Consider the following 13,389-nt stretch of genomic DNA (forward strand, 5'->3'; position numbering starts at 1 on the left):
TTTTGCTTTTGCGCGAGCGCTTTTGACATCTGACGTCGAAAGTTGCACCGTTGCTGGCCAAAACGTATGATCGGCCGCCATGACATCAGATATCGAGCCCGCGCAGCTGGAAGAAACGCCCTGGTTTCTCTATTTGCTCGAGTGCGAGGGCGACTCCATCTACACCGGAATCACCACCGACGTTCAGCGTCGATATGCCCAGCATCTCGCAGGAACTGGCGCGAAATACACGCGTTCGCGCAAGCCCCTGCGAATACTAGGATGGCTGGAGTTTCCGACCAGATCCGAAGCGCTAAAGGCCGAGATCAGGACAAAGCGCATGACCGCCGCGCAGAAGCGCGACTTCTGCAGTCAATTGCAGCTTCCAACGCCATAACAAAGAAAAAGCCGGCAATGCCGGCTTTTTTGCTTCCAATCGCAATCGCCCTTTCGAGCCTTCGACGATCAGACAACGGTCAGCGTCACCTCGATATTGCCGCGCGTGGCATTCGAGTATGGGCAAACCTGGTGAGCCGCTTCCACCAGCTTCTGAGCGGCTTCCTTATCCATGCCGGGGAGCGAGATCTTCAGCTCGGCCTGAATGCCAAAGCCCTGTGGAATCTGGCCAATACCGACTGCGCCCTCGATCTTCGCGTCGGGCGACACATTGATCTTCTGCTGGCCTGCCACGAAGCGGATCGCACCCAGGAAGCAAGCGGAGTAACCGGCGGCGAACAGTTGTTCCGGGTTCAGGCCGTCGCCCTTGCCACCCATTTCCGTGGGCAGCGCCAGCTTGACGTTCAGTTGGCCATCCGAGGTCTCGGCGCGGCCGTCACGGCCACCAGTAGCGGATGCATGAGCGGTATAAAGGACTTTTTCCAGTTTCATTTGCACACTCCAGGTTTGCCCAGTGGGGGCAGGCTAATCAAATTGCCGGCAACCGGCAGTCACTCATCGGACCGCGCATTCTCAAGCGTGGACCGCAATGCATGCAGGCGCGACGTCAGCGACTCGATCTCCTCGATCGAGCACTGCGTTGCACACAGCAACCTTTCGGGGATACCCGCCGCAGAGGCACGAAGCTTCCGGCCGGCATCCGTCAAACTCACCAGGACGCGACGCTCATCCTCGGCATCCCGCTCGCGTGTCACCCAGCCTGCCGATTCCAGTCTCTTGAGCAGCGGCGTCAGCGTGCCCGAATCGAGCGTCAGCCGTGCGCCCAACTCGGAAATCGTCAGCGTGTTGGTCTCCCAAAGAACCAGCATCACCAAGTACTGAGGATATGTAAGCCCCAGCTCACTCAGCATGGGCTTGTAGATCTTGGTCATTGCCAGCGAGGTCGAGTACAGGGCAAAGCATAACTGGCGATCCAACAGCAGCCAGTCCTCGGCTTGGGATTCGACTTGAGGAGTTATCGTCGTCTCGGTCATGTAGATATCTTATACACAATTAAATTGTGTGCAATATAAAATTTCAATCGAACTCATAGAGGATAGAGCCGCCCGTCGGCCTGACAAAGGATGAATCCGCGACACGCAGGGCCTGAATCGACAACGTGCCTGAAGCGGCACAACCACGGCGCAGTCATGGGCCAGGTCTTTAAGTCTGGTTTAAGTGTGGCTGCTTACGATGCTTTCATCGCGCCAATGGGATCTGCGGCGCCGCGAACCATCTAGAAAGGAAAGCACCATGATTCGTCAGACTCTCGTCCGCTCAGCTGTCGGTGTCGCCGCATTGGCTGCCCTTGCCGGCGGCTACGCGTACCTGCAGAAAGATGCAATCACGCCGGGGTACGCGGCGCAGAACACGAGCGCAGCCGCGAGCGCCGCTCCGGTCGCGGTGGCCACGCCCACGGATTTTTCGAGCATTGTTGACCAGTACGGGCCTGCTGTCGTGAATATCAGCGTGACGGCTCGCGCGCAGCGTACCTCGGCGCAGGCCCCGCAGGGCATCGATCCCGACGATCCGCTGTTTCAGTTCTTCAAGCGGTTCGGCCCACAGTTCCAGGGGCCGCAGGGTGGGCAGCCGCAACTCGTACGCGGTCTGGGTTCGGGTTTCATCATCAATTCGGACGGCCTGATCCTGACTAACGCCCACGTGGTCGACAATGCGACCGAAGTCACGGTGAAGCTGACCGACCGTCGTGAATTCAAGGCGAAGGTGCTTGGCAGCGATCCGCAAACCGATATTGCGGTGATTCGCATCGATGCGAAGAACCTTCCCACGGTCCGGCTCGGGGACCCGGCGAAGGTCCGCGTTGGCGAGCCCGTACTTGCCATTGGCTCGCCGTACGGCTTCGAAAACACGGTGACCGCTGGCATTGTCAGCGCCAAGTCGCGCTCGCTGCCGGATGACACTTACGTGCCTTTCATTCAGACCGACGTGGCGGTGAACCCGGGCAACTCCGGTGGCCCGCTATTCAACCAGCGCGGCGAAGTCATCGGCATCAACTCGCAGATCTACAGTCAGACGGGCGGCTACCAGGGGCTCTCGTTTGCCATTCCGATCAACGTGGCGACCAAGGTCGAGGACCAGCTGGTCACGCATGGCAAGGTCACGCGCGGCCGCCTTGGCATCTCGGTGCAGGAAGTCAATCAGGCGCTCGCGCAGTCGTTCAACCTCCCGAAGCCGTCTGGCGCCCTCGTGAATTCGGTCGAGCCGGATAGCCCCGCAGCGAAGGCCGGCGTGAAGGCCGGCGACGTGGTAGTGCAGCTTGGCGATGACGTCATCGACCACTCCGGCGACCTGCCCGAGCACGTGGCCGATCTCGCGCCCGGCACCGAGACCAAGCTCAAGGTCATTCGCAAGGGTGAGCCCATGACGCTGACGGTCAAGGTTGGGGCGGTGAAGGAAGACGCCCAGGCGCAGAAGGCAAACGGTGGCCAGGCTGGCGGCCGACTGGGCCTGGCGGTCCGCCCGCTGACGCCTGCCGAAAAGCGCGACAGCGGTATCGACGGTGGACTCGTGGTTGAAGACGTGGCTGGCCCGGCTGCGCGCGTTGGCATTCAGCCCGGCGATGTCATCCTCTCGCTGAATGGCACGCCGATCTCTTCGGCCGAACAACTTCGTGCTCTGGTGGCCAAGGCGGGCAAGCAGGTGGCACTGCTGGTACAGCGTGACGATGCACGGATCTTCATTCCGCTGGACCTTGGTTAACCGTCTGCGCGATGTGGTTTACGGTCCGCGCAGCAGGTATACGGGACGTATACGGTAAACGCGTATACGTCCCGCAAACCCTTGCCAGAAGCGGATTTCCGGGTGACAAAACACACCAAAAACGTGTTTGAACGGGTATGATCTCGACTGCGATGCTTGAAGCGTGTGGTGACGCTGATCACCACTTCTGGTTCATGCTGAATCGACAGAAGAAGGACGTCTATGCAGTTGGATTTCACCCGCGCCCCCACCTCGCCGGGTACCGACCTGGCACGGCGGCTCACGCCAGCCACCACAAAGCCGCCGGCACGTCGGCGCAAGAAAGAAGTTCCGCCGCACTGGGAACGCGGCTATCGCTCCCACTACTACCGTAACGAACGTGGCGACAAGCTTGGCGAAGTTCGCTTGTCCGATCGTGGCGATCTTCCCGTGGTCTACCACTGGGCTGCAGGCAACTACTCCGGCGCAGAAGGCTCGCTTGCCCATGCGCGTGCCCGTGTCGAAGAGACCGTAGGTTTCGGCATGCGCCAGATGTCGCTGTTCTGAAAGCGCGCGCAACCTGCGCACGCACGATCGAAGCGAAGGCGATCCGCCGCCATTGCTGCGCTGACGCCAGCGCAAACGTAATACCCCTCCCGCCTCTTGCGAGGCCCGGCTAGTCAAGCCGCCGCTGTACAAGCATGAAGACCGCTGCCGCCAGGGCGAGCACGGCAATCAATCGATAGAGATCCTCGCAGGCAATCAAGCGCGCCTGCTGATCAACCATTGCAGCCAGTTGTGCCAGCGCACCTGCATGGGCCTGACTTGTCTCGAACCCGCGTGATACCAGCGCAGTCTGCGCCATGTGCATCCACTGGTCCGCTTCCGCCGGCCGCTGCCCGATGGCGTGCACCAGGCTCGTATGCACCGCGAACTGACGGTTCTGCAGCAGCACCGCCCCCAATGCAGAGGCGAATGAACTGGCAATCTGGCGAATCAGGTTCTTGCTCCGATATCCGTGCGCAAAGTCATCGCCGCGCAGCGATCCGAACGTCAGGCCTGCAATGGGGATGATGACCAGCACGCCGAACAGTCCCTTGCCGATCAGCCCGAGGGCAAGCGCGGAAGGTCCGATATCTGGCGGCATGAACGAAAACCACGTCATCGCGCCGGCCATGACGAACAGCCCTGTCACCATCAGCGGCTTCTTGTGCTTCAGCCGTCGGGCCACTTTCAGGTACACCCAGATGCCGGCAAGGCTGATGGCCGCGGCAAGCGTGTTCAGCCAGCCGGTGGTGGCCAGCGGAAAGCGCAGCGCCTGTTCCGCATAGATCGGAAACACGTAGGCGCTGAGGTTGTTGATCATGTAGTACACGAAGTACATCGCCAGGCCGGTCAGGAAGACGGGATCGCTCAGCGAGCGCAGCCGCAGCACGGGCGTGTCGTGATGCCATTGTTGCCACACGAATACGCCCAGCAGCGCCAATGCGATCACGGCAATCACCGCCACGCGCACGGGGTGCGAGAAGATGTCGAAGCGCGCCTCCGTCAGCGATGCCTGCAGCGCGACGATCGCCACGCCGAACAGCAACAGAGGCCCGAGCGCGGGCCCTTCCACGTCGTCACGCGCTTCGGCGTCCGGCAACAGCAGCCAGGCGCCGAGCGCGGCCACAGCGGCAAACGGCAGCACGCCATAGAAGACATCCTGCCAGACGCCGCGATCGACCAACTCGGCCGCGAATGCGGGCCCCAGCGTCGACGCGCCAAAAATGCCGAGCATGAAGATGCGCGAGGCGCGCGGCCGCTCGGCCGGGCCGAACATCAGGTTCACCAGGATCCGGCAACTCGTGAACAGGGCTCCGCCCCCCACGCCCTGCACAAACCGTGCGCCAACCATTTGGGTCAGTCCGGTGCTGGTGGCGGCGGCAAGCGTGCCGGCCATGAACAGCATCAGTGACCCGGTCAGGTAGTAGCGATAGCCGAAACGCTGCGCAAGCCATTGCTGCTTGAGAATCATCAGCATGCTGCCCACGGCATAGGCCGCCTGTACAAGCGCGAAACTGCGCGGGTCCGCATCGATGCCACCGACGATATGGCTCGACGCGAACACGAACATGATGTTCTCAAGGAATTCGACACCGGTGGCCAGGGCCAGCAGCATCATGATCAGCGTCTGTCGTTGCTGATGGCTCAGCAGGCGCAGCCAGCGCAGGCGGGCCCGCAGCCGATGCCAGGGGTCCACCTGGGCCGTCACGATTTGCTCGCTTCCAGTGCGGCCAGATGCTGATGCAGCCGCGAAAGATCGCGTGTGGCGTCAGCCAGCCCGGACTTGCCGATCGGCGCCCATGCCTCGCCATAGGCTGCATGCACGGCTGGCGCGGCGCGCTCCAGCAAGGCATGGGCGGCGGGTGTCAGGCTGAGTTCCAGGCTGCGCCGGTCTTGTTGCGATGCCCTGCGCTGGACCAGGCCACGCGCCTCGAGCCCATCGATCAGGCGCGTCATCTGCGTGCGCGTGGCGTCGATCGACATGCCCAGTTCCGAAGGCATGGTTGGCTCTCCGGCATCGATGGCCAGCATGCTGATGACCAGATACTGGTTCAGGTCGAGACCGTGTACGGCGAGCGCCCGCTCGATGTGCTGACGCAGCAGCCGCGCGGACCTCAACAGGAGCCGCGACGCCAGAATCAGGTCGCGCGGGGCTTCCGGATGTTCGGCGCAAAAGCGATCAATGCGTCGCTCGAATGACATGGCGATGTGATTTCATCTGAAATAGTTACGGATGAAACTATATGCGGGGACCCGGCAATTGGCAAGTTCCGCAAGTTCGCCACGCCGAACAGTCCTATCGGCGCAACGATCTGGACAGTTCGCGAAGCGACGCGCGCAAGCGCCCGATCACATCGGTCTGCCGTTGCGCTGCCGGCGCGCCGTAGCGCCAGGCTACATACCCATCGGTGAACGCTCGCACGGCCGGTGCGGCGTGCGGCAGCGCCGCGCTGGCGCGCGCGCCAAAGTCGCTAGGGCCTTCGGCCGCATCGCGTGTGCAGCCATGCCGCGCCAGAAGTCCGCAAAACCGGTCGTACAGTGCCTGGACCGGATCGATGCGCCGGCGCCTCAGCCACAGTGGCACCAGCGCAAGCAGGCTCAAGGCGGCCAGTCCGCCGACCAGCACGGCGGGCAACTGGCCAGTCAGCCCGGCGTGTTCCAGCAGCCTGCCTTGCTGCGTCCGGTCGTACTGCAGGACCCAGCGTTGCCATGTATAGCTGAGGCCATCGATGCCCCAGCGCAAATCGCGCAACCAGCCCGGCGCCCTCAGGTCACGCAGGGCCGGGATCTCGTCCGCGCCCAGCGCCGCATCCACGCCGCTCTCGACACGGCTGGGCGCCACCGCGCCGGTTGGGTCCACACGCACCCAGCCGCGTCCGGCCAGCCAGACTTCGGCCCAGGCGTGGGCGTCAGACTGGCGTATCACATAGTGCCGCCCAACCGGGTTGAACTCTCCACCCTGGTAGCCGTTGACGACACGCGCAGGCACGCCCGCCGCTCGCATCAGGAACACGAAGCTGCTGGAGTAGTGTTCGCAGAAACCGCGATGCGTTTCGAACAGGAAGCTGTCAACCTGGTCGTGGCCGAGCCGTGGTGGTGACAGCGTATAGGCGAACGGCGCGGCCGCAAACAGCCGCAACGCGGCTTGAACGCGCTGCCATGGGTCTGGATACCGGCTTGCCCATTGCGCCGCCAATTCACGGCTGCGCGGATTGCCGTCAGGCAGTGACAGCGACAACTTCAGCTCGCGCCGGGTCAGCGGCTGCGGCATGGCGCCAAGCGTCGAGCGCCCGCGATAACGAAGCGGCCGGTCAATCGGCGCGCCGGCGAAGAACTCATCGTCGATCGATACCTGCGCATTGACGCTTGAGGAGACTGCCACGCCCCGGTCGAGCAGATACAGCCACGACTTCTGCGTGGGCTCCAGCGTGATGTTGTACTCATGCACGTCAGTCGCGGCCGGGCCCGCAAGATCGTCGCCGGCGACATCGTCACGCAACCCCGCAGCCTCGCGCATCAACGTTGACGAGGCCGGCCGCCAGGTTTCGCCATCGTAGTTCCAGAGCACGAAGGCGCGCCAATAGAGTGCGCTCGGCGGCAGCGCCTCGCCGACGATATCGGCACGGAATGCAACTTCCGGCGATCGGATCAGCTCGCCGATACTGCCAGGCTTCATCGTGTCGCTGATGCCGGTGCGGCCCGTTGGCTCAGATTGCGGCAGGCGCCACAACGGATGATCCAGGCGCGGAAACAGCACGAAGAGGAATAGCGCCCACGGCAGGCCGAACAGCGCCATGCGTCCGAGCAACGGCCAGATAGCCAGCCGCCCGCGCGCCTCCGGGTGGTGCAGCAGCAGCCAGTTGCGCAGGACCCATGCGCCGATCGCCATGCTGTAGATGGCCAGCCAGAATGGTTGATCCGCGAGGTACAGGGTCAGCAACAGATAGAAGGAGAGCTGCGAAACCAGCGTGGCATCGGCCAGCGCACGGGTTTCCATCAGCTTGAGAATCACGAATGCCGCCAGCAGCGCGATACAGAGCTCGCGTCCCAGCCTGCCGCCGCTTTGCCAGACAAGGGCTGCGGCGATCACGAGCACAAGCACGGCCGCCACACCGATCAGCAGCTTCGACGGCAACGGTGCGCGTTGCCTCCACAGCAGCCAGCGCCACGCCAGCAACAACAGCAACAGCAGGCTGACCGAAACGGGTAGCGTACGCGCCTGCGGCGCCAGCACCAGCGCAAGCTGGCCGATCAGCATGCCGTGTTCCTGATGGCCAAGCGGGCGCACTGTCGGCGGCTTCGGGGTCGTCTTCGCTGTCATGGCATCCGCCGTTCGGGCCAGAGCGCCAATGCTTCCAGGCAGGCACGCCGATGCGCGGCACCGTAACCGGGCGGGATTTCCACACCGGGAAGGCGCAGTCCGATCTCCGCGGCGTCGCCGGCCGCCAGCACCCACGCGCAGAGCCGTGACAGGCGCGCTTCCGTATCCATGGACGCAGGCAGCGCGGCCCAGTCTATCCAGCAGGTCGGCTGGCGCGGCGTACTCCCGGATCGGCTGAGCCATTTTCCGGTGCGCGCGCTGTGTTTCCATGCGATCCGGTGCAGCGGGTCGCCAGGTCGATACCTGCGTAACTGATCGATCCCGTCGTCCGACGCCACGGTGACCGCGCCGTCATCGGCGTCATCGGACTGGGGCTGCAATGGCAGCGGCGGAGGATTGACCTCTGGCGCGGGATAGACGATGGCCGACAGCGCGAGATCGGCATAGCTCCAGACGCGAAACAGACCAAACGGAAAGCGGCTGAAGATCGTGACGCGCGGTAAGGCCACCCTGCCTCGCCGGGTGGCAGGCAGCCGTACCGGCAATGGCCCGCTGGACATGCCGTCGAGCGTCAGCGAAGCCGCAGGTGCAAGGTCGTCGGATATCCGCGTGCGCGCTTCCACGCCGATCCGTGCCGCGTCGTCCTGGTTGTCGACATGCAGCGTAAAGACCACGCTATCGCCGACGAATGCCGATGCTGCCGGCCCCGCTGAAACCGTCAGGTCGAGCAGGTTCCGGTAGGCCAGCCACATGCATGCCATGCCAATGCCGGCCAGCAGGAATGTCAGTGCGAAGCCGAGGCTGATGTCGTAGTTCAGCGACGTGACCAGCATGGCCATCAGCAACACCGCGAAGCCGATCCCGCTGCGCGTGGGCAGGATGTACAGATGCCGACGGTCAAGCGTGACCACGCCATTGATCGGACCATGGCTGCGGCGCAGCCACGCGGTGAGGCGTCCACCGCGTGCCGGGGTGCGCAGATCTGGCGCAGGGAGGGCGTGCCGCCTGGTCATGAAAGTGCGATAAGCGCGAGCAGTCTCAGGGGATCGCCACGCTGGCCAGCAGGCGATCCAGCGCATCGGCGCCCTGGCGTGATGCGACATGCCCCGCCGGCAGTAACCGGTGCGCGGCAACGGGCTCGAATACGGCCTGCACGTCCTCGGGCAGCACCATGTCGCGCTGATCGAGCAGTGCCCATGCCCGCGCGCAGGCCAGCAGCATGAGCCCGGCGCGCGGCGACAACCCGGCCGCGAAGTCCTGCGCCGCGCGTGTGGCCTGCACCAGCGCAAGTACGTAGTCGATCAGTGCGGGGCTGGCGTAGACCTTGTTCGCTGCCGCTTGCAGCGCAACAACCTGATCGGCATCCATCACGGCCACGGCATCTTCCCTGTCCGCGCCGCCGAGATACAGCACGCGCTCGAATGCAGGATCGGGATAGCCAAGCGAGATCCGCATCGCAAAGCGGTCAAGCTGCGACTCCGGCAGTGCGTGCGTGCCAATCTGTTCGAGGGGGTTCTGGGTAGCGATGACGAAGAACGGCAACGGCAGCGCATGGGTGACGCCGTCGTGCGTGACCTGGCGCTCCGCCATCGCTTCAAGCAAGGCGCTCTGCGTCTTGGGCGGTGCGCGGTTGATCTCGTCGGCCAGCACGAGCTGGGCGAACACGGGACCACGATGGAAACGGAACTCGCCCGTCTCGCGCATGAATACCGATACGCCGACCAGGTCGGCGGGCAGCAAGTCGCTAGTAAACTGCACGCGCTGATACTGCAGTCCCAGCGTCTGTGCCAGCGCATGGGCGAGCGTGGTCTTGCCAACACCCGGCAGGTCTTCCAGCAGCAGGTGACCGCCAGCAAGCATGCATGCAAGGGCCAGTCTTAACTGGCGTGGCTTGCCCAGCACGATGCGGCCAAGCTGGGTTTGCGCCTCGGCCAGCGAGGCAGTGATCTTCGGTCGGGCGGTCACGTTGACGCTCTCCGGGAAAGATATCGGTGATTGCAGCTTGGACGGCGAAAAGGTCCGGCCATTGTAGCGGCGCAAGGGTCGCATCGGACAGTGGGTTTCCGCACGCTGGGACGATCTGAAACATTTCTTGGTACTGCTAAGAAATTGCCAAATCGGCCGCAAGGGCGCGCCGGATCTCACGGCTTCTGGCATCATCGACCTTGTTGGCGCCTTGCCACTTTCAGATTCGTCTTAACCGCTGCAATGACTGCCTCGCAATACCACGCGTCTGGCGCGTCCACTTCCCTTGACTTCGATTCATCCGCTCCGCTTGCCGATCAGGCCGCGCTGGCCAGTCTCGCGCGCGAATTCCATGCGGGCGGCTATATCGTGCTGCGCCAGTTCGCAAGCGAGGCCACCTGCGCCGCGCTGGAAGCAGTGACGCGAGAACATCTGGCCGGCGCGTTACCGCCGGTCGAGTTCGAGGCCGATCTCGGCTATCCGGGTGCCCCGGTCTCGCGTGATTCGGCAGGCGGCAATACGGTGCGCCGGCTGCGCCAGGCGTATGGCCGTGACGCGGTGTTCCGCCGCTGGGCCAGCGATCCGGGCGTGGTGGCGACGGTCGAGGCGCTGTTGGGCGAGCCTGCCCGCCTGACGCTGGCGCATCACAACTGCGTGATGACCAAGCATCCGCATTACGGCAGCCAGACTGGGTGGCACCGTGACACGCGGTACTGGTCGTTCGTCAAGCCGGAACTGGTCACGGTGTGGCTGGCGCTGGGCGATGAGGACGAGCGCAATGGCGTGCTGCGCGTCATTCCGGGCTCGCATCGCGCAAAGCTTGATCCCGCACAGCTGGATCCGGCGGAGTTCCTGATCGAGGCACATCCGGCCAGCCAGCAGTTGCTCAAGGGGACGATGCCGCTGGCATTGCACCGCGGCGACGTGCTGATGTTTGACAGCCGCCTGTTTCATGCCGCAGGCCGCAACGATTCCGAAGCGGTCAAGCTGTCAGTCGCGTTCGCCTATTTCGGGGCGAGCAACCGGCCGCTCGCCGGCTCGCGTTCGGCCGAATTCGGCAGCGTGGAGCTGCCGCCAACGACGCTCTGAAGCCGGGGGTCGCCCAAACAAAAAACCGCCCTGACGGGCGGTTTCTTTTTGGTGAGGCGTTCCTCAGACGGTCTTGCGACGCGCGCTGGCGCCACGGAACAGGGCCAGCAGGTCGATCAAACGGAACGGCAGCAGCGGCGTGGCGTGCCGAACGGCATCACGGCGTGCGAAGTGGCTCAAGAGCTGCTCGCCCACCGGACGGCCGAAGTACGAAGCATCCGGGTATTTCATGATGGTCATTCTCAATTGTGGCTAACACTGGACTACAGTATACACTGCAATGGTGCAGTGCGCCATTTCCTGGTGCGCGTCATGCCATTGCGCGGCGTGATGGGAATGGGGTCGCCCGGGACTGGTGCAAGCGGACCGGGCCGCTGGCGGGTAGCCAGGCGGCCAGATAGCCGGGATGGAAGGCAGGGAGTCGGGCCGCCTTAATGGTGTCCGATGTGGCGTCCGATGTGGCGCTCTTATGTGGCGTCGGCTGCGGCGGGAGACGCCGGATCGAGATTCATGGCCTCGACGGCTTTCGCGGCGCTGTAGACGTGGCGCGTGGCCAGCAGCGACGCCAGATCGGCATCGCCGGCAATCACTGCCTGCAGGATCTGGGCGTGTTCGTCCCAGTTGATGCGCGCGCGGCTCAGGTTGGCGGGGGCGAACAGCAACGCCGTGCGTTCACGCAGTGAGCGCATCATGTCCTGCAGCACGCTGTTCGCGGCGATATTGCCGAGTACCTCGTGAAAGCGCGAATTCAGTTCGACAAAGCGCTCGGTCTGGCCGCTGTTGACGGCGTCGTTGCCTTCCTTGAGCACTGCTTCGAGTTCATGGATCAGCGCCGGGTCACGGCGCTGTGCCGCCAGCTTGGCATTGAGGCCTTCGAGCGTGGCGCGCACTTCCACCATTTCCCGCGCGATATTCGCCGATAGCCGCGCCACCGAGGCGCCGCGGCGCGGTTCGATGCGGATCAGCCCTTCAGCGGCCAACGCGCGCAGCGCCTCGCGCACGGGGATGCGCGAAACGCCCAGTTCCTGAGACAGCGTGTTCTCCACCAGCCGTTCCCCTTGCTCGTACTGGCCGCCGAGGATGCGCTGGCGCAGGGTGTCGGTCACCAGCGCGAAAAGCGGGGAATGCTGGGCACCCAGGCTGGCAGCCGGCGCGTCCGGAGTCTGGCTGTAGGCACTGGCAGTGGCGTCGTTCATGGTCGGGATCGGCCGTCGGAATTCGGTGGACGCCGCTGCACTGGGCCACGGCGTGAATGCCGCTATTGTATACCGTCACCCCCACATTGCAGACATAGGGTAGACATTGAGATCCGCTCGATGCGGCACCATGCGACGGACTCAGCCAGGCGCATGCTGGAACGTGAAGCCATCCGAATAGATGAACGGCGCCTGCGCACCGAGCACCATGAACGTCTGCTTGGCATCGCGGATCATGTTCGGCGATCCACACAGGTAGATCGCATGCTCGGACAGGTCGCCGAGATCGGCCGCCACCGCGTCATGCACGTAGCCGCGCCGGCCCTGCCAGCCGTCGTCGGCGCGTGAAAGCACCGGCACGTACTGGAAGTCGTAAAGGCGTTCGCCCCATCGCGCGATCTCGTCATGCAGGTAGAGATCGGCGGCCGAGCGCATGCCCCAGTAGAGCCACACCGGAGGACAGTCGGGATCGTCCATCAGTGCCTCGAGCATGCTCTTGATAGGCGCGATCCCGGTGCCGGTGGCAACCATCAGAAGCGGCCGGTAATCCTCCTTGCGCAGGCTGAAGCTGCCAAGCGGCACTTCGACGTCGAGCCTGTCGCCGGGCCGCAGTTGCGGGAGCTGGCCCGTGGTGAAACGCCCCCCTGCGATCTGCCGCACATGGAAGTCGATGGCGTTCCCGTTCGGCGCCGATGCCATCGAAAAGCTGCGATGGCTGCCGTCGTCGAGCAGGATCTTCATGTACTGGCCCGGCTCGAACGCGAAGGCATCGTCGTCGGACAGTGCCAGCTGCAGATGCAGCACGTCCGGGCCGAGCGGTGCGATCGCCTGCACCGTGGCCGAAGTGCGCCGCGCCGGGATGGCAGGCTCCGCCGCGCGCGCCGTACTGATCACGAGGTTGCCAGCAGGCCGTGCCTGGCATGCCAGCGCAAAGCCCGCGGCATCTTCTTCCTCGGTCAGTCCCATCGGAAACTCTTCATAGGTGACCGCGCCTTCGACCACGTGCACGCGGCATGTGCCGCAGCCGCCAAACGTGCATTCGTGCGCCAGGCTGACGCCGCTGCGCAAGGCGGCGTCAAGCACGGATTCGCCGGGCGCCACCATGAATACCTGCTGCGTTTCCGCAACCTCGACCCGATAGGACATGACAACTCCCAC

At 64.0% G+C, this 13,389-nt stretch carries 14 protein-coding genes; 4 read left to right on the top strand and 10 right to left on the bottom strand.

The features are described from left to right. Window positions 1–79 precede the first annotated feature (79 nt). Entirely contained in the window at window positions 80–376 is a 297-nt protein-coding gene (locus tag B552_RS0114435) for a GIY-YIG nuclease family protein (RefSeq protein ID WP_019449740.1), read from the top strand. Window positions 377–444: 68 nt separating this feature from the next. Here B552_RS0114435 and B552_RS0114440 read toward each other — a convergent pair whose 3' ends face one another. Both B552_RS0114440 and B552_RS0114445 read right to left on the bottom strand, forming a co-directional pair. Continuing rightward, window positions 445–867, bottom strand: a complete 423-nt coding sequence (locus B552_RS0114440; RefSeq protein ID WP_019449741.1) for an organic hydroperoxide resistance protein — start codon at window positions 865–867, stop codon at window positions 445–447. A gap of 59 nt (window positions 868–926) precedes the next feature. Then, window positions 927–1,409 carry a MarR family transcriptional regulator gene (locus tag B552_RS0114445; RefSeq protein ID WP_019449742.1) on the bottom strand — a complete coding sequence of 161 codons (483 nt, stop codon included), beginning with the start codon at window positions 1,407–1,409 and terminating at the stop codon, window positions 927–929. A 259-nt stretch (window positions 1,410–1,668) separates the two neighbouring features. Between B552_RS0114445 and B552_RS0114450 the strand changes: the two genes are divergently transcribed. Together B552_RS0114450 and B552_RS0114455 are read left to right on the top strand one after the other, a co-directional pair. After that, the gene (locus B552_RS0114450) at window positions 1,669–3,135 is read left to right on the top strand and encodes a DegQ family serine endoprotease (protein ID WP_026035663.1); all 1,467 of its coding nucleotides are present in this window, start codon (window positions 1,669–1,671) and stop codon (window positions 3,133–3,135) included. Between the two features lie 222 nt (window positions 3,136–3,357). Then, window positions 3,358–3,681: a hypothetical protein gene (locus tag B552_RS0114455; RefSeq protein WP_019449744.1), complete on the top strand. Its 324-nt coding sequence runs from the start codon at window positions 3,358–3,360 to the stop codon at window positions 3,679–3,681. A gap of 109 nt (window positions 3,682–3,790) precedes the next feature. Here the strand turns inward: B552_RS0114455 and B552_RS0114460 are convergent, their stop codons facing one another. The 5 genes from B552_RS0114460 to B552_RS0114480 all read right to left on the bottom strand — a co-directional run bounded on the left by B552_RS0114460 (window position 3,791) and on the right by B552_RS0114480 (window position 9,946). Further along, the gene (locus B552_RS0114460) at window positions 3,791–5,368 is read right to left on the bottom strand and encodes an MFS transporter (RefSeq protein ID WP_019449745.1); all 1,578 of its coding nucleotides are present in this window, start codon (window positions 5,366–5,368) and stop codon (window positions 3,791–3,793) included. Then, complete coding sequence (locus B552_RS0114465) at window positions 5,365–5,862, bottom strand: MarR family transcriptional regulator (RefSeq protein ID WP_019449746.1); 498 nt, start codon at window positions 5,860–5,862, stop codon at window positions 5,365–5,367. The genes B552_RS0114460 and B552_RS0114465 overlap by 4 nt, the downstream gene beginning before the upstream one ends. Before the next feature lie 94 nt (window positions 5,863–5,956). After that, complete coding sequence (locus B552_RS0114470; RefSeq protein WP_019449747.1) at window positions 5,957–7,981, bottom strand: DUF3488 and DUF4129 domain-containing transglutaminase family protein; 2,025 nt, start codon at window positions 7,979–7,981, stop codon at window positions 5,957–5,959. Continuing rightward, window positions 7,978–8,994, bottom strand: a complete 1,017-nt coding sequence (locus B552_RS0114475) for a DUF58 domain-containing protein (RefSeq protein WP_019449748.1) — start codon at window positions 8,992–8,994, stop codon at window positions 7,978–7,980. Before B552_RS0114475 ends, B552_RS0114470 begins: the two co-directional genes overlap by 4 nt. Before the next feature lie 25 nt (window positions 8,995–9,019). Continuing rightward, the gene (locus B552_RS0114480) at window positions 9,020–9,946 is read right to left on the bottom strand and encodes a MoxR family ATPase (RefSeq protein WP_026035665.1); all 927 of its coding nucleotides are present in this window, start codon (window positions 9,944–9,946) and stop codon (window positions 9,020–9,022) included. A gap of 243 nt (window positions 9,947–10,189) precedes the next feature. Between B552_RS0114480 and B552_RS0114485 the strand changes: the two genes are divergently transcribed. Next, window positions 10,190–11,035 (top strand): phytanoyl-CoA dioxygenase family protein, encoded by an 846-nt coding sequence (locus tag B552_RS0114485; RefSeq protein ID WP_019449750.1) that lies wholly within the window; start codon window positions 10,190–10,192, stop codon window positions 11,033–11,035. A gap of 63 nt (window positions 11,036–11,098) precedes the next feature. Here the strand turns inward: B552_RS0114485 and B552_RS29080 are convergent, their stop codons facing one another. From B552_RS29080 to B552_RS0114500, 3 genes are all read right to left on the bottom strand, one after another. After that, the gene (locus B552_RS29080) at window positions 11,099–11,266 is read right to left on the bottom strand and encodes a hypothetical protein (protein ID WP_019449751.1); all 168 of its coding nucleotides are present in this window, start codon (window positions 11,264–11,266) and stop codon (window positions 11,099–11,101) included. A 236-nt stretch (window positions 11,267–11,502) separates the two neighbouring features. Next, a complete protein-coding gene (locus B552_RS0114495) occupies window positions 11,503–12,231 on the bottom strand; it encodes a GntR family transcriptional regulator (RefSeq protein WP_019449752.1) in 729 nt (242 codons plus the stop codon). A 141-nt stretch (window positions 12,232–12,372) separates the two neighbouring features. Continuing rightward, window positions 12,373–13,377 carry a 2Fe-2S iron-sulfur cluster-binding protein gene (locus tag B552_RS0114500; protein ID WP_019449753.1) on the bottom strand — a complete coding sequence of 335 codons (1,005 nt, stop codon included), beginning with the start codon at window positions 13,375–13,377 and terminating at the stop codon, window positions 12,373–12,375. Window positions 13,378–13,389: the final 12 nt, after the last annotated feature.

Origin of the sequence: Cupriavidus sp. BIS7 (assembly GCF_000292345.1) — a bacterium.
Taxonomy (GTDB): domain Bacteria; phylum Pseudomonadota; class Gammaproteobacteria; order Burkholderiales; family Burkholderiaceae; genus Cupriavidus.